We start from the raw sequence: 14,872 nt of genomic DNA, 5'->3' as shown, positions 1-14,872 counted from the left end.
TTTTGTGAGCGCGCGGCGCAAAATGAATGGACCTAACTCCGGACGGAAGAGTAAGCACTTTCTTTCGACGTCCGCTCGTCCTCTGTGACGGGCGCGTCAACTAGAATCTCCCCCGCTCGGAGTCATTGAAAACGAAGATTGGACCCCAAACAATCTCGACAGAGGAATGCTGAGAGTGAACGAGCATATCAGATACCAGTAAAACAACCCCAGTACGGAGAACATGCCATTACCCGTTGTCCCAGTGAAAGGAAGAATGAGCGGTGCGAACGCTACGGGGATCGAACCTACCGCCCTAACCACCGCATAGTAGATCAAGAGAAAGGGAATGATCGTAATCGGGTATGTCTTAAACTGCTCGAAAGTTGAGCGGGAACTCATCTTCATCATGGCAGATTGACGTCTCATCAATTTCTCAAGTGCCTTTTCGTCTCCGTCTTTCTTGGCCTTTCGTACCGCACTGGTCCACGCCATGTACTCCCGTCTTGAATTTGCGATCATCTTGTAGTTCACTAGAAATCTGTTGGCGGACATGGTGATGAGCGAGAGGACGATAGCTGCGCCAAGCACAAGAAGTGTCGAAGCAGGTGGATGATTGTACTGACGAAGAGGAGCAGCCAAAGCGTTCAGAATGTCGTCGATGAAAGTCATTGGAGGGTCCGCTTCTGTATAAGGGCCAACAAGTCCTCAGCCGCTCGTCTCTGCTGCCCGTCAGGATTCAGAACTATTTGAATCGGTGCACCTGCGAGTACTGCGTTGGCGCTCGCCATGTATCTTGACCATTCAAGGTCTGTCCGTGCTTCGTCTACGGTTTTGCTATCTCGCTCGCGTGTTCTGTCAGCATTCCGCCTCCTAGCAATATCCTCGGGATCTGCTTCAATCAGAATTATCAGGCCGGGGTCAAGAGCTTCTAGGACCCTTCGCGGTGTTCCGGGCCAGATTCCATCCTTGGTCCTGATGAACATGTGAGTGTCAACGACCACTGCCGATTTACCCCCGGTCCTTGCGATCTCGCGCGCGGCTTGTTCTTGGACCTTGGCTTGGAGTTCAAGGTCTTGGCGGCGCATGTGGTCTCGATGGACGGTCTTTCCACGCTTTTTGAAAAGTTCTTTCATTACGTTTCCAAAGTTGAGGATCTTCAGCGGAATGTTCTTTTCGTGGGCGACAGTGTCCAGTTCTTGCAGGACGGTGGTCTTGCCGACCCCGGGTATCCCTGCTACTATGATAGTACGTGACAATTTTCTGGCTCACTGTCCGAGGAATCCTTTGACTCCAGGGTATATCTCGGTAATCCTCTCTTTCACGAGTATCTCGTAGTATTGTTCGATGATGCCTACTGTAAGTAGGATGCCTGTCCCGGTGCCGAATGCGCCGAGGAAGTCAGCGCCTGCGGCTATGGTTCCGATGGTAATTCCGCCTATGACTGTTACGGTTGGAATGTAGCGGTCAAGGATTTGTTTTATGGTGGTGCCGGAACGTCTGAATCCTTCTACCTGCATTCCGGAGTCTATGAGTTGTTTTGCCACTGTTTTAGAGTCCATTCCGCCAACTTCGACCCACGTTACGGCGAAGAATACGCAGGCTAGAACGAAGATGCCCATGTAGACTGCGGCTCTGATGGGGTCTTGGAGGACGACTGTGATGGATCGGGGTGCGAAGGTGTAGTAGGCGAGTCCTTTGCTGGGGACGAGTTGTGCATTGGTCGAGCTTGTCGGTACGAAGCAGCCGGGGATTAGGCTGAGCCAGAAGTTTATTCCCGAACTGGAACATGTGGGATTGTATCTTTGGAAGAGGAGTTGTCCAATGAAGAAGATGTTTCCGAATAGGGCAGCGGCGAAGATGACGGGTATGTTTGATACGTAGAAGAATTTGATTGGGAAGCGTCCCCTGAAACCCCTGTACCGGGCGTATGAGACTGGGACTTCCACTCTTAGTCCGTTAAGGTAGATTATGAGGATGAACACGCCTAGAGTTGTGAATAGTCCGACCATGTCTGGGAGCCCGCTTCCTCCCCTGTAGAGCGCGCTTTGCCATGACGAGAAGCTGCCGGGGTTCTGCAGTACCGGTCCTATGGATTGTGCGAAGGCGAAGATGGCGCCGAAGTATTTTCCATCTGCGACAGGGGATATTGGTCCGATGGTGCTCCATACTATGGATAGGCAGACTCCTGCTGCTATGAAGAGGCTGATTCCGCTTCCGAAGCCCCACTTTTTCTGCAGCATCTCGTCGAGGAGTATGATGACTACGCCCGCGACCACGAGCTGAGTAAGGATTAGGAACTGAGCTTGTAGACTAGGCGTGATAAGTTGGCCAGCAGTGTTGGTGACGTTGTATGCTCCGCCTATCAGGAAGGCTATTCCTTCGAAGATAGTCATGAACACCGAGAGTACTTTGCTCGCGCCGGTGAACAACGCTCGGTCTGCCGGGTTTGTGAAGTCGACATTGATCATCTTGGAGCCTGAGAGCACTTGGAGGATTAGACCGGCTGTGACTATGGGCCCGATTCCCAGCTCGACCAGTGTTCCTCTGTTTGATGCGAAGATGACTCGTAGGGGTCCGAACTGGTCGTTGATGTTGCCAGTGTGTGTAATTCCGTATATCGGGGTCTCAGCCATTATCAGATAGACGACGAGTGTGATGGCGGTCCAGATCAGTTTCTCAGTGAAGCCGACGTCTCTTGTTGGTGATTTGACTCCGGGGAGGATTCTGGTCAGGGGTTGGAATAGTTCTATGAACCTGACCGTTAGTGATCAGTCCTCTTTGGTCTTTGTTGGGAGGACGATTTCTCCGCCTGCCCTTCCGATCTTTTCTTGGGCACGTTCGGAGGTCTTTGCAACAATTATTCTTAGCGGCTGACTTATCCCGCCATTTCCGAGTAGTTTTTGGTAGCCTGCTTTTCCAAGGTCGACCTCGACCATCTTTCCTGCTTGCTTCGCCGAGCCTTCTTCGATCAAACGATCCAACTGGAGAACAAGGTCGCCTACGTTGATCGCGTTGGTTATCTTCTGCCTGACGGGGTGGAAGCCTCGGCTTCCCATCTGCAAATCGTAGCGTATGACTGCTGACCATTTATGGCGTTTCCAGCCAGCATTACCATGGCCGCCGAGCATTCCTGAGTCTCGGTGTTGACCTGAACGTCCCCACCCGTGACATCTAGAGCCTCTTAGCTTCCGTGTTTTTCTCTTTGCTGTAGTCATGGCCGGGGGTTCACATGTGTGATCTTTTGGCTGCTAGATCATGCTCTAGTCTGAGCGTTTGTGGGGACCGGTCGCGGCGGAATTAAACGTTTTTCCAGTATCGTCAGGAAAACGTGACTTGGGTACACCGGGGAAAGCCAATTAGGGCCTTGCATTTGTTCCCTTGCGATGCGGGAAGAGACTTGGTATGCGGGAGTTGCCAAGCCAGGTCAAAGAGACCCTTCGTTCAAGGGTCGTGGAAGCGCAGGCCTGAGGCGCCTGTCCCGTAGGGGTTCGTGGGTTCGAATCCCACCTCCCGCACCAACAAAGACTAGCACCTTGCAGCATCTCACTGCTTCTAGCTTTCCTCTCGCCCGCTTTGGCACACGGGGACTCTGCAAAAGTTATAAGAAATTGCTTTCCGGATCCTCGTTCTGTCTGGGCTGGATTCTGGGCTGGTTTTTCGAGAGGGGTTCGTCATCGGCTTGTCCAGGGTTTCTTGATCCCCGTGGAATCCCCTAGGGATAAGCGTGGAATTGTACGTTCTGAAAATCGCCTGCTTGAAATCGAGATCAGGGCTGTTTATCAGCTTGTCTCGGCTGGTAAGCCCGAAAGTTGCGGATTTTGTTCTTGGTCTTAGGTCTCCGATCTCTTGGCGGGCTCAGCGAAGGTTGGTACATGTAGCCGGGCGGAGGTTTTTGTTCCGGTTTCTTTTCGAAGACTTCTTTCTTTATGACGAACATTTCATTCTCCATGGACTCAAGGCTGATACTTCTCAGAATCGCGTCCTTGTACCAGATCAGCTGACCTGCCCGACGGGTCCACCTAATCCTCTTCGCCAGCCGGAGCGCGCTTGGATTTCGCCATTCTTGTAGCTTCGTCAATCATCTCCCTCAACGCGTCGATCATACTATGCCTCTCGGACTGACGCCACTTATCAATGGATACGGATCTTTCTCAACATCATAAGGAGCATCCGACATTTCCCAGAAAGCCTAGGAAATGAATCCTCTCAACAAGTATATTCAAAAGAGAGTAGCACGAAGATCCGAGCCGAAACAGGCATGCAACAAACTGACCATAGGACTTGGCTCGCCCTGACTGTTAGATTGGCGCCGGGAGTGGGATTTGAACCCACGCGGCCCGTAAGGACCACAGGCTGACAGGAGCCTATTTTTCCAGGCCTAGGCCCACGTTTCTCGATGTGGACTGCCCTGTACCAGGCTCAGGAATCCCGGCCCAGTCTTGCCCTTTGACACTGGGACTATTTTCCCCTTTGGACAGATAGAAGAAGACATGCGAGAGATTAGTCGTTCGAGAAGTAGGAAATAGAGTGGCGGTGGGTGCGGGCCAGCCGTCAACCCTTAACGGGCGAATGGCAGTGTCCGCATCCGGGGGACGCCACCCTTGAATCGGCCAAGTCGTGAGATGCGATTCTAAGTCTCGCGTAACCAGCTAATACATAGGGTAGTTACTACCAGGTATTTCCTCTTGCAGGCACGATTTTAAGTGGGCAAGCAGACAATCACTGGACAGTCATGGAACGCTGCGCCGTCTGCGGGGCGGAAGAATTCATCCCCTATGTGTGCAGATACTGTGGCCGGACACATTGCGTGTACCATCGACTCCCTGAAAATCACGAATGCCCCAATATCAACCAGGCCAGGGCGCCAAAACCAATCATTCGAGTCGAACGCCGCTCAACCGGGGCAAACCTGAGACTTATCAGAGCGCCAAAGCTATCATCAATCTCAAGCCGGGAACTCTATGCTCTCGGCGCAGCTCTCTTAGTTCTAGGTCTCAGCTTCTCAATGAGATACGTGTTCAGCGGCCTAAGACCACTGGAAGTACTGGAAGTCTTCCTGTTAACACTCCTAGTGATCGGAACAGGATTCCTCGGGCACGAGCTGGCTCACAAGTTCAGCGCCCAACGCTATGGATGCTGGGCAGAATTCAAACTCTGGACTGTAGGCGCAATCATGGCTCTACTGTTCGCAGTTATCTCCCAGGGCACCTTCATCTTCGCAGCCCCCGGAGCCGTATACATCGCCTCACGCTCCAGCTATTTCGGCGAAGGAATCGATCGAAAGGCCAACGGAGTAATCTCGCTCGTTGGGCCAATGGCCAACATAGCAGCCGCCGCGATCTTCGGCATCGCTCTCGCGGCCTCCACTGCTTTCGGCTTTGGGGACCTGGTGATCGGCCATAGTTTTCATTTCCTTAGAACGGGGGCGCAGATCAACATCTGGCTTGGAGCGTTCAACATGATCCCCTTCTTCATCCTGGATGGACAGAAGGTCTTCACATGGGACCGCAAGATCTGGGCGGCTGTCGCAATCCCGCTCTGGGCACTAGTCGCTATTTCCGTACTATTCTTCGCCTGAGCTGCTACCCCATCTCAGAGCACTCTGTCCGAAGAACCGATACTCTTGGCCACACTTTGAGCACACAACCTCATTCTCCTGATCCGGAATAACCTCGACCGTAATCTCGTCTCCACAATTGCAGACGAAGCTAACCTTATTCGTGCTCGCACTTGTCAATTGAACTGGCTTACCACGACACGACTATGCTTCGGTTTCCAGAGCTTGGGATACGTCTCAGTCGGCATGATCACCCTCACGGTCTTCGCAGCGAGTCCACGTTCGTCCTTCATCATCTGCTCCGTACCCATGAGCGCTCTTGACAATGCAACGAGTTCTCCTTTGAGCGTGAAAAGCGCGATCGAAGTCTTAGGACGGATTCCTTCGCTCAGCTTGACAATTCCGGGAACAGCGAGGTCAGCACCGTGACATATCGAGCTGACCGCAGAGTCGCGAATGTAGATTCGTGGAACATAGTCGAACGCTGCCTCCATTGGTCTCACGATCTGCCGGACCATCCCTTCTCTGTCGTCAGGAGAAGCCTGAGAAAGTTTGAGGACATCATATAGCGAGTGAATGTCCTGTTCCGTGAAGGATCCGGATCGTGTTCTTCGGAGTTCTCGCATGTGTGCGCCTACTTCGAGAACCTCCCCGACATCGTAGACCAGTTTACGGATGTAGGTTCCAGCTTGGCAAGCAACTCGGAAGAGAACTTGTCTTCCGTCAATCTCCACATCATCAATAGAGTAGATTGTTCTTTTCCGGACTTCTCTCTTGACCGCGGCCCTCACAGGCGGTTTCTGGAATATGTCGCCAACAAACTCGTTCAATACTCCGCGGATTTTGGTCTGGTCAACGTCGCCGTGTAGGGTCATGACGCAGACATACTCCTTCCCGGTCAGAAGGAATGCCTGAATCGTCTTGGTAGCGTCTTCTAGAGCTAGCGGCAGAACACCCGTGACCATTGGATTACTCCGGTCCTAAGGAGGACCTCTAGAGTTCCGCCGTGGCCAGCGTGATGCAACCGCAGGAGACGTTTGACCCAAGCGACGACTTCGTGGCTTGATGGACCTGAGGGTTTGTCCAGGTTGATCAAGCCGAACCGAATGTGCTGCTCAATCGTCCTTTTCTCTGGCGGACAACCTAAAGCAGGATCTGTCTCATCATCGATTTTGACGAGCAGTTTCAGCGACCTATTCCAGGGAGCCTGTTGCGCCAACCGATTTTTTCTCCACCAGACAAGGGGCGGTTTCTGGTTCTTAAACTATCATAGTCAGCACCGGTCTGTTGCGACAAGTAACGTCGGGATCGGGCGATCTAAGGATGGGGTTGGGGCTACGCGGCTACGCTGATTTCTTTGATAGTAACTATTTCCTTCAGGTAGTTTGTCTTTTTCGCCTTTTCGGCCACTTTGGCGACATCCTCGTCAGCTGCGCCCTTCTTGATCTCGATAGTCTCCGCGGTCGGCTCTACATGTTTAACGTTGGTTCGACGGCGACGGACACCGTTAACCTTCTTGGGCCCAGTTATCAGAACAAAGTTCTTGTCGATGACATCGACTATGACGCATTTGCGGCCGGCCTCTCTTCCATTGAGTTTGACGCAGACACGTCCGACTTCGATTGTTGGCACAGTCTCACTTCTGGGGGCTTCGTCAAGCGCCGATAGAATACGTCATTTAAGGTTTCGTCGTTGTGCGCACTCTCTAGTGCCGAGCCAAATCATGTTCTATCGAAAAATTTGTTCCGGAATCTGTCTAGTGCTTGAGCGTTGGACGCGATCTTGCGACTATCTCTCTTGCGGCCATAACCTGCCGCGGATACTCCTTTCCTCTTCCCGAGAGTCTCTTGTCAGCTTTGTGAGCCTCAAGCTTTGATGTGATATAGTTGACGGCCTTGTGAATGTCGAATTGTTTGCAGCTGAAAATATCCATGAAAGCGTGCTTGTTGTCTGGGAAAGTGTGAATGCTGATGTGGCTCTCGGCGATGATCACAAAGCCACTGATGCCCCACTCGGTGGGATTTCCTTTCGGTTTGTATACGAACACGTATGGCGCTGTGATCTTGTGCATGTCGATAACATCCGGTAGGTCATCTAGGAGATTGTAAATGTAAGAAAGGTCGGAGAGCTTTTCAGGATTACACTCCGACAAATCCAGTGTAAGATGGGGTCCGAACATTTCTGGAGTTGATTTCTCTTTTTGCGAATTTTTTTCGGATGAATGGCCAACAAGGCGCGTGGCGTATTTAAGAATTGTTTACACATCACCCGAGTTCGTCGGTAAATTTTTCCGGTGAGAAAAAAATCCGCTGTCGTAGAAAAATTTCGTTGGACGAACTTTTTCACCGGAGAAAAAAGTTTGCAACCAAAACTCAGAGTTAGAATTGAGCGACCGAGATGAGCCGACGAGATCTAAAAATGGAAAAGACACAAACCTGCTAAGTGCTTGTTTCGTGAGGCGCAAAGCTATCGCAAAGTCGAAACGTTAAATTAAGCGATGAGGTAGGCTTCCTCTTCCTCGTGTAAGTGCCATGTCGAGAGAGTTTAGGCTCATCCTTCGCGTCCTTGGAGCGGATGTGGATGGAACCAAGAAGGTGCCGTTCGGACTGAGCCGGATACGAGGAGTTGGGCCAAACTTCGCCCAAGCTGTCGTGAAAGTAGCCCGGATCAGCCCTGAGGCGAGGATAGGAAGTCTCTCCGAGTCGGAAATTGCAAAGCTAGAGGACATCATCAAGGATCCTGCAAAGCACGGAATACCCTCACGATTGTTCAACCGCAGAAAGGATATCGAAAGTGGACGAGACATGCACCTTGTCGGGCCGGATCTCGCGCTCAGGAACAAGGCGGACATCGATCTGATGAAGGATATCAAGAGCTGGAAAGGAATCAGACACTCTTTGGGTCTCAAAGTGAGAGGCCAGCGAACAAGAACCACTGGCCGTTCAGGAAAAGCTGTGGGAGTCAAGAAGAAGGTACTCATGGAAGCAGCACGTGCTGCGGCTTCGGGGAAAAAGGAAGAGAAGAAGGAATAGTGCTTGGGGGACCCTAGAAAGCCGCGAAAGACATACGAGACTCCTCGTCATCCTTGGCGGAAGGAGCAGCTTGAAGCGGAGCTCCATCTCCTTGGGGAGTATGGCCTCAGAAACAAGCGGGAGCTTAGACGTCATGAGACGATGCTATCGAAGATCCGCGGCATCGCAAGAACTCTCCTCGGTGCCGCAGAAGAACAGAAGTCCCAGATTGAGAGTCCATACCTCAAGCGTCTCGCACGACTCGGAATCCTGCCCGAATCTGCTAGCGTTGACAACATTCTCGATCTCAACGTCAAGGACCTGATGGAGAGACGCCTGCAGACAATCGTATTCCGGTCCGGACTGGCAAAAAGTATTCACCAGGCACGCCAGTTTGTCAGCCACGGACACATTAGCATCGCAAACGAGATCGTGTCAGTGCCAAGCTACCTTGTCAAGCGCGACGAAGAATCAAGAATCGCCTTCGACCAGAGAAGCCCACTAACAAATTCGCAGCACCCCGCTCGCGCCGCACCTGGAGGTAAGAGGCTTGCTAGAGTTATAGAAGAGGCCCCGGTTGCGGCAGCACCGACAATGCCAGTGATCCCGGTGGTTTCGCCAGAGATCAAGGAAGAGGTTCAGGCGGAGCAACCTCTCGAACTGGTCGAGCCGGACGAAGAGCTCGCGGCTGAGCCGGAACCCGAGAAAAAGTAACAAGCCACTTAAACCTAACACGTGCCAACCCGACACCTAGACACTGTATGGTCCTCTCAGCGGGCGCAATTCTAGTTGCGGGAGGCTTGTGCGCCTGCGCACCTCTCTTCAAACGCGTCTCACAATCGCTCGGACGCGCATTGACCGTACTCGGGTTCCTTGTCGGCATAGTCGTGCTGATAGTCTCGGTAGACTACGCCCTAGGGTTCAACTTTCTTTCAGGTGCAATTTCTGACGCGATAGCGGCGACGAGTTCCCCCTACCTGAAGTATTTCTTGCCAGCCATGATCCTTCTCGGGATCTTACTCATATCACGCCCCATTCGAAACGTTCGCTGGGCTTCCATCATCTCCCTCGCCCTAGGGTTGCTCATATCGTATTTTCTAAGAACGCTCGTACCATCCTTATTCACGAGCTCCACTGTTCTCGTGATCGTCTTCCTTATCGCAACTCTCGCAATCTACACATTGCTCAGGTTCGTTGAAGACCTCTTTGACTTCATAGGCTCAGTGCTGGCCTTCCCACCGATCGCTATCGCGATCGGCCTGGTCAACATATACTTCGGAATCCTCTTCTTCTCCATCTAGAGACTAGAAGGCCAACCTGTGCCGCGAAGGCTCCAGTCGGAGCTTTTTCGTGGTCTTTCCGGTTTTTCGGGCTCATTTTCTCGTCAGCTTTAAATAAAGTCCGGACCGCTTGCCCGGGACACCTTCACCTTGGAAGCATGATAGCTAGATGGACATCAAACTCCTAAGCAAAGAACAAGAGACTCTCCGCTTCGTGCTTTCGGATGTATCACCTGCGTTCGCTAACGCGCTGCGCCGGATAATGATCTCGGAGATCCCGGTGATGGCAATCGATGATGTCATGATTCTAGAAAACAACTCCGTCATGTACGATGAGATTCTCGCGCACCGACTAGGACTCGTCCCCGTCACAACCGATGGGTCTTACAACTTGCCCGAGGAATGCACCTGCAAGAGCGAGTTGGGCTGCGAGAAATGCCGAGCATCATTCTCGATGGAGATAGAAGCATCTGAACCAATTGAGGTTGTATATTCTTCGCAACTCAAACCTGAGAACCCGGAAGTCAAGCCGGTCTCAGATAAGATTCCGATCGTGAAACTCACACAGGGCCAGAGGATCAAGCTCGAAGCATATGCTCGACTTGGCAGAGGAAACGTTCACGCGAAATGGCAATCTGTCTCAGCCGCTACCTACAGCTATGACGAGAAGGCCCGGACCTTCACGTTCCTAGTCGAGTCGACTGGGACTATGCCTCCCGAAAAGATTGTCCTTGAGGCCGCACGGATTATCAACGCGAAATCTCTCGGCTTCGGAGAAGGACTTGGAGGAATGATGGAAAGTTGAAGAAACTAGTTGCGTCTCTCTCACCGGAAGAAGAGGTCGTTGACGCGTCAAATCTGATCCTAGGAAGAATGGCGAGTTATGTCGCGAAGCAAGCCCTCGAAGGGAAGAAGATGGTCGTGCTCAACGCTGAACGCGCTATTATCTCCGGGACAAGAGCAAGAGTTGTCGCTCGAGCGAAGACGAAATTGAAAACCCGAACTCTTGGCAACCAGGAAAAAGCCCCAACTCATCCCAGAAGACCTGACAACTATGTCCGGAGGGTCATCAGGGGAATGCTCCCCTGGAAGAAGACTCACGGAAAAGACGCATTTCACAGAATCATCGTCTACATCGGCGTTCCAAAAGAATACGAGGGAAAAACCTACAACACTGTGTCTCACGCGAACGCGTCCAAGCTCAGAGTTCCCTTCATCACCGTTGCTCAGCTAGCCGAAGAGATTGGGGGCATTCCCGCCTGAGTGAGAAAAAGAAACCTGTTCTCGAAACGGGAAAGCGAAAGACCGCAATCGCCCGCGCTGTCGTGAAACCTGGAAAAGGTCGAATCTACTTTAACGATCATTCACTCGACTACGTTAGTCCCGAGGTCGTCCGTATGAAGATCCTAGAGCCATTGATCATCGCTGGGGACCGAGCCAGAGGAGTGGACATCCGCGTATCCGTTAATGGCGGAGGTTTCATGGGCCAAGCCGAAGCGGCCAGAATCGCGATCGCAAGATCACTTGCCACATGGACCAAGAGCAGCGAGCTAAGAAAGAACTTCATCGCCTTCGACAGAGTGATGTTAGCTGGGGATCAACGAGTAACAGAACCCAAGAAATTCGGCGGGCCAAGCGCACGACGAAGAAAACAGAAATCGTACAGGTAAGAATGAAATGATCATCCCGGTAAGATGCTTCACTTGCGGCAAGCTGATAGCTGACAAGTGGGAAACGTTCAGCCTGCGCGTTAGAGCTGGGGACCGACCCATCAAGGTACTTGACGAGCTGGGAATTCGAAGATACTGCTGTCGAAGAATGCTCATAACGCACGTCGAAATTATCGACGAGTTCCTAAAGTACCCCCAAGTCTCCGCCAAGAAACGAGCAGAGATTATCTAGACGAGGAACCATGTTGGAAAGCCAAGACATCGAGGATAGAGAAGCAATACCGAGAGCGGAAAACCTCCTCCTATCTCTCGAAGAACTCTTAGCCGCTGGCCTCCACATTGGCACACGAATCAAGACTGTGGATATGGAAAGGTACATTTTCCGAGTTCGCCCCGATGGGCTATTCATTCTCAACATCGGCGATACCAACGAGAAGATCAGGATCGCCGCCCGATTCATGGGCCGATTCGACCCTGGCAGAGTGCTGGCCGTGTCATCCCGACTCTACGGTAAGACCCCTGTGGAAAAGTTCGCAGAGGTCACGAGGACGGTTCCAATAGTTGGCAGATTCATGCCAGGACTAATATCCAATCCTCTCCAACCCCACCATGCAGAACCGCAAGTCATTCTGGTAACCGATCCAAGAGCCGATTGGCAAGCAATCAAGGAGGCTACTTCTGTAGGTGTCCCCGTCATTGCCCTATGCGACACCGACAACGTTTTTGCTGGTGTTGATTTCGTGATTCCTGTAAACAACAAGGGAAGGAGGGCGTTGGCTGTCGTCTACTGGCTCCTCGCTAGACAGGTGCTTCGAGAAAGAGGAGAGCTCCCAGCAGACGGAACAATTCCACAGACGGTGGACGATTTTGAAACGAAGCTTGCCGCCATGCCGATGGGACGAGCTGGAGAGGCGTGAGAACACGCCCGCCCGCACACGCAGGCACTTTCTATTCTGACACCGAAGGCGCGCTTCGAACCCAGATTCACAACTGCTTCTTGCATCCTCTCGGACCAAGATCGGTCCCATCCGTTCCCGGAACACATGACGATCAGCTCGTGGCAATAGTTGTGCCTCATGCAGGATACGATTATTCCGGGCCAGTCGCTGCGAACAGCTACTACCAATTAGCCTCGTCAGGACTGAGAGAGTCGGTGATAATCGTAGGACCAAATCATACTGGTTATGGAAGCGGTGTCTCAACAATGACGGATGGGCAATGGGCAACCCCGCTTGGTGACGTTCCCTTAGACAAATCATTGGCTTCCTCAATCACGAAATTTTCTGGCTTAGTCGATGTGGAAGAGGAAGCACACAAAAGGGAGCACTCGATAGAGGTCCAACTTCCCTTCCTACAATTCATCTACCCTAGACGGTTCCAATTCGTACCGATCTGCATGATGCTCCAAGATCTCGAGACGAGCATAGAGATAGGCGACGCAATCGCGAAAGCGTCAGCGGGAACGGGAGCGATGCTTATCGCTTCATCCGACTGGACCCACTACGAATCCCAAGAATCGGCGAAAAAAAAAGACATGGAAGCGATCCAAACTGTGCTCGAAATGGAGGAGAGAAAATTCCATGACACGATCGAAGAAAACCAAGTCTCAGCCTGTGGATACGGCCCTGTCACCGCAGTCATCCACGCCTCAAAGATTTTGGGCGCGAGGCACGTCAAGTTGCTATCATACCAGACGAGTGGAGACACGGCTGGGGACAAGCGTTCAGTAGTCGGTTACGCGGCGATCGCATTTACGAAGTGAGCTCATCCTCGCCATCGATTTCACGAGCGACCGTTTCGTCCAGCGCGCCTGGAAAGATTATCCTGACGGGAGAACAGTTCGTTGTCCTCGGCGCTCCTGCCGTTGCCATGGCTGTCGATCTTTACTCAAAAATAGAGGTGCGGCCCTCTCAGAATGGCCAGATTGAAGTAAACGCTGACATCCCACTTCATTTAGTCGGGGACGCTGGCAGTAGGTCATCGGTTGCGGAGAATCAAGAGCTTCTAGAACCGCTGCGCCTGGCAGCGAGTGCGACGCTCGACCACTTGGTGGCGAAAGACAGAAGTGTCCACATAGATGCAGACTGTCAGATTCCGATCGGCGCGGGCCTGGGGTCGTCTGCCTCTACTACAGTTGCAACCATCTCTGCAGTAGCGAAATCAAGAGGCAGGCGCCTCGACCGGCGAGAAATTTTCGAGCTTGCTTTCATTCCAGAGAACTATCTTCATGGTCATCCCTCGGGGGTAGACCAGGCAACTTGCACTTATGGAGGAATTATCGAGTTCAGAAAGCCTTCGAAGATCAAAGCTGTCAACGTCAAGCGCCCGCCATTGATTCTTGTTTGCGACTCAGGCGTCCACAGGTCCACCAAGGCCTTGGTAGGGTCGGTAGTCAAGAGATCCCGAGAACAAACAGCAATGTTTCAAAAACATCTAGACGAGATCACTACAATATCGAATGACGTGGTCAAGACTCTAGGCAAGGAGGATGACGACGAGCTGGGGTCCTTGATGAATAGAAACCACGAATTGCTTCGCCAGATTGGCGTCTCAACTCTTAAGCTCGATAGACTTGTCGTTACCGCCAGGAAAGCTGGAGCTCTTGGAGCGAAACTCACGGGAGCAGGAGGTGGCGGTTGCATAATCGTCCTATGCAACGACAAAAAAGCTCGATCGAATATTGCTAGGCGCTTGCGGAGGATAGGAGGAACAATTTACAACGTCTCTCTTGACTTAGGAGGAGTCGGTTAGTCCCTGATTGTCTCCGGTTCGGAAAGGCAGAAAAAGAGCGTTTCCTACCTCGCCTAATGGAGGACGAAAATGCCTGAAATGATTGTTCTAGTCGATGAGAAAGACAATCCGATCGGATACGAAGAAAAACTGAGTGCTCATCGTGATGGCGGGAAACTGCATAGAGCCTTTTCCATCTTCATCTTCAACTCCAAGAACGAGGCTCTTCTCCAGCTCCGATCAAAGGCAAAGCATCACTTTCAAAGCCTCTGGAGCAACCCATGTTGCAGCCATCCGACAAAAGGCGAGACGCTGGAGGCTGCTGTTCATAGAAAGTTGAAGCAAGAGTTAGGCTTTGATGCTCCATTGAAGGAAACTTTCAGTTTTGTGTACAAGGCGACTGATCCGAAGAGCGGCTTGACAGAACACGAGTTTGACCATGTCTTCGTCGGGCAATATGATAGAGACCCCAAACCGAATCCTGAAGAGGTAGACGATTGGAAGTGGATTACCCTCGCCGAGCTGCAGAAGGACTTGGACAAGAATCCGGCGAAATATACCCCTTGGTTTCCGATCGCGTTTAACAAACTGAGAAAGGAATACCCCGGTCTTGCGGATGCCCGGGTTAAGAAGAGCTAGATT

At 51.9% G+C, this 14,872-nt stretch carries 18 protein-coding genes, 2 tRNA genes and 2 pseudogenes; 13 read left to right on the top strand and 9 right to left on the bottom strand.

Going from position 1 to position 14,872, the window contains the following annotated elements; all coding sequences use genetic code 11:
• Nucleotides 1-96: 96 nt before the first annotated feature.
• From VGS11_00490 to VGS11_00475, 4 genes are read right to left on the bottom strand one after another with little or no spacing between them, the layout of a single operon-like run.
• Nucleotides 97-651, bottom strand: coding sequence for an EMC3/TMCO1 family protein (locus VGS11_00490; protein HEV2118574.1), 555 nt, complete (start codon nt 649-651; stop codon nt 97-99).
• Nucleotides 648-1,238: an adenylate kinase gene (locus VGS11_00485; GenBank protein ID HEV2118573.1), complete on the bottom strand. Its 591-nt coding sequence runs from the start codon at nt 1,236-1,238 to the stop codon at nt 648-650. Before VGS11_00485 ends, VGS11_00490 begins: the two co-directional genes overlap by 4 nt.
• A gap of 9 nt (nt 1,239-1,247) precedes the next feature.
• On the bottom strand, nt 1,248-2,732 hold the full coding sequence (secY, locus tag VGS11_00480; GenBank protein HEV2118572.1) for a preprotein translocase subunit SecY: 1,485 nt from the start codon (nt 2,730-2,732) through the stop codon (nt 1,248-1,250).
• 18 nt (nt 2,733-2,750) lie between these two features.
• Entirely contained in the window at nt 2,751-3,197 is a 447-nt protein-coding gene (locus VGS11_00475; protein ID HEV2118571.1) for an uL15 family ribosomal protein, read from the bottom strand.
• Nucleotides 3,198-3,386: 189 nt separating this feature from the next.
• Between VGS11_00475 and VGS11_00470 the strand changes: the two genes are divergently transcribed.
• Nucleotides 3,387-3,500 (top strand) — tRNA-Leu (locus VGS11_00470).
• A gap of 248 nt (nt 3,501-3,748) precedes the next feature.
• On the opposite strand, the gene VGS11_00465 is transcribed toward VGS11_00470, so the two are convergent.
• Together VGS11_00465 and VGS11_00460 are read right to left on the bottom strand one after the other, a co-directional pair.
• Complete coding sequence (locus tag VGS11_00465) at nt 3,749-4,060, bottom strand: hypothetical protein (protein HEV2118570.1); 312 nt, start codon at nt 4,058-4,060, stop codon at nt 3,749-3,751.
• Between the two features lie 226 nt (nt 4,061-4,286).
• A tRNA-Ser gene (locus VGS11_00460) sits at nt 4,287-4,415 on the bottom strand.
• A gap of 299 nt (nt 4,416-4,714) precedes the next feature.
• Here VGS11_00460 and VGS11_00455 point away from each other — a divergent pair.
• The gene (locus VGS11_00455; GenBank protein HEV2118569.1) at nt 4,715-5,560 is read left to right on the top strand and encodes an AN1-type zinc finger domain-containing protein; all 846 of its coding nucleotides are present in this window, start codon (nt 4,715-4,717) and stop codon (nt 5,558-5,560) included.
• Between the two features lie 155 nt (nt 5,561-5,715).
• On the opposite strand, the pseudogene VGS11_00450 reads toward VGS11_00455, so the two are convergent.
• The 3 genes and pseudogenes from VGS11_00450 to speD all read right to left on the bottom strand — a co-directional run bounded on the left by VGS11_00450 (nt 5,716) and on the right by speD (nt 7,718).
• A pseudogene (locus VGS11_00450) lies at nt 5,716-6,758 on the bottom strand (RNA-guided pseudouridylation complex pseudouridine synthase subunit Cbf5).
• 116 nt (nt 6,759-6,874) lie between these two features.
• Nucleotides 6,875-7,171, bottom strand: a complete 297-nt coding sequence (locus tag VGS11_00445; protein HEV2118568.1) for a 50S ribosomal protein L14e — start codon at nt 7,169-7,171, stop codon at nt 6,875-6,877.
• A gap of 124 nt (nt 7,172-7,295) precedes the next feature.
• On the bottom strand, nt 7,296-7,718 hold the full coding sequence (gene speD / locus VGS11_00440; protein ID HEV2118567.1) for an adenosylmethionine decarboxylase: 423 nt from the start codon (nt 7,716-7,718) through the stop codon (nt 7,296-7,298).
• Nucleotides 7,719-8,070: 352 nt separating this feature from the next.
• On the opposite strand from speD, the gene VGS11_00435 reads away from it, so the two are divergent.
• The 11 genes and pseudogenes from VGS11_00435 (at nt 8,071) to idi (ending at nt 14,869) form a co-directional block, all read left to right on the top strand.
• Nucleotides 8,071-8,571: a 30S ribosomal protein S13 gene (locus tag VGS11_00435; GenBank protein HEV2118566.1), complete on the top strand. Its 501-nt coding sequence runs from the start codon at nt 8,071-8,073 to the stop codon at nt 8,569-8,571.
• A 3-nt stretch (nt 8,572-8,574) separates the two neighbouring features.
• A pseudogene (locus tag VGS11_00430) lies at nt 8,575-9,078 on the top strand (30S ribosomal protein S4).
• 233 nt (nt 9,079-9,311) lie between these two features.
• Nucleotides 9,312-9,851, top strand: a complete 540-nt coding sequence (locus VGS11_00425) for a hypothetical protein (protein ID HEV2118565.1) — start codon at nt 9,312-9,314, stop codon at nt 9,849-9,851.
• Between the two features lie 148 nt (nt 9,852-9,999).
• Entirely contained in the window at nt 10,000-10,635 is a 636-nt protein-coding gene (locus VGS11_00420; protein HEV2118564.1) for a DNA-directed RNA polymerase subunit D, read from the top strand.
• Nucleotides 10,632-11,093, top strand: coding sequence for a 50S ribosomal protein L13 (locus tag VGS11_00415; GenBank protein ID HEV2118563.1), 462 nt, complete (start codon nt 10,632-10,634; stop codon nt 11,091-11,093). The genes VGS11_00420 and VGS11_00415 overlap by 4 nt, the downstream gene beginning before the upstream one ends.
• Nucleotides 11,090-11,500, top strand: a complete 411-nt coding sequence (locus VGS11_00410; protein HEV2118562.1) for a 30S ribosomal protein S9 — start codon at nt 11,090-11,092, stop codon at nt 11,498-11,500. The genes VGS11_00415 and VGS11_00410 overlap by 4 nt, the downstream gene beginning before the upstream one ends.
• 7 nt (nt 11,501-11,507) lie before the next feature.
• Nucleotides 11,508-11,732: a DNA-directed RNA polymerase subunit N gene (locus VGS11_00405; protein ID HEV2118561.1), complete on the top strand. Its 225-nt coding sequence runs from the start codon at nt 11,508-11,510 to the stop codon at nt 11,730-11,732.
• A gap of 13 nt (nt 11,733-11,745) precedes the next feature.
• On the top strand, nt 11,746-12,417 hold the full coding sequence (rpsB, locus tag VGS11_00400) for a 30S ribosomal protein S2 (protein ID HEV2118560.1): 672 nt from the start codon (nt 11,746-11,748) through the stop codon (nt 12,415-12,417).
• Nucleotides 12,414-13,262 (top strand): AmmeMemoRadiSam system protein B, encoded by an 849-nt coding sequence (gene amrB, locus VGS11_00395; protein HEV2118559.1) that lies wholly within the window; start codon nt 12,414-12,416, stop codon nt 13,260-13,262. Before rpsB ends, amrB begins: the two co-directional genes overlap by 4 nt.
• Nucleotides 13,259-14,251: a mevalonate kinase gene (mvk, locus tag VGS11_00390; protein HEV2118558.1), complete on the top strand. Its 993-nt coding sequence runs from the start codon at nt 13,259-13,261 to the stop codon at nt 14,249-14,251. Before amrB ends, mvk begins: the two co-directional genes overlap by 4 nt.
• A gap of 69 nt (nt 14,252-14,320) precedes the next feature.
• Nucleotides 14,321-14,869, top strand: coding sequence for an isopentenyl-diphosphate Delta-isomerase (gene idi, locus VGS11_00385; protein HEV2118557.1), 549 nt, complete (start codon nt 14,321-14,323; stop codon nt 14,867-14,869).
• The last annotated feature ends 3 nt before the right edge of the window (nt 14,870-14,872 follow it).

This window comes from Candidatus Bathyarchaeia archaeon, from assembly GCA_035935655.1.
Taxonomy (GTDB): Archaea; Thermoproteota; Bathyarchaeia; order 40CM-2-53-6; family 40CM-2-53-6; genus 40CM-2-53-6.
This window is presented reverse-complemented; position numbering and strand designations above follow the sequence as displayed.

Excerpts from the sequence above, each read along its gene's own strand:
- VGS11_00425 (HEV2118565.1), top strand. The coding sequence starts at position 9,312 with ATGGTCCTCTCAGCGGGCGCAATTCTAGTTGCGGGAGGCTTGTGCGCC.
- VGS11_00420 (HEV2118564.1), top strand. The coding sequence starts at position 10,000 with ATGGACATCAAACTCCTAAGCAAAGAACAAGAGACTCTCCGCTTCGTG.
- VGS11_00405 (HEV2118561.1), top strand. The coding sequence starts at position 11,508 with ATGATCATCCCGGTAAGATGCTTCACTTGCGGCAAGCTGATAGCTGAC.
- speD (HEV2118567.1), bottom strand. The coding sequence starts at position 7,718 with ATGTTCGGACCCCATCTTACACTGGATTTGTCGGAGTGTAATCCTGAA.
- VGS11_00475 (HEV2118571.1), bottom strand. The coding sequence starts at position 3,197 with ATGACTACAGCAAAGAGAAAAACACGGAAGCTAAGAGGCTCTAGATGT.
- VGS11_00455 (HEV2118569.1), top strand. The coding sequence starts at position 4,715 with ATGGAACGCTGCGCCGTCTGCGGGGCGGAAGAATTCATCCCCTATGTG.
- VGS11_00435 (HEV2118566.1), top strand. The coding sequence starts at position 8,071 with ATGTCGAGAGAGTTTAGGCTCATCCTTCGCGTCCTTGGAGCGGATGTG.
- idi (HEV2118557.1), top strand. The coding sequence starts at position 14,321 with ATGCCTGAAATGATTGTTCTAGTCGATGAGAAAGACAATCCGATCGGA.
- VGS11_00490 (HEV2118574.1), bottom strand. The coding sequence starts at position 651 with ATGACTTTCATCGACGACATTCTGAACGCTTTGGCTGCTCCTCTTCGT.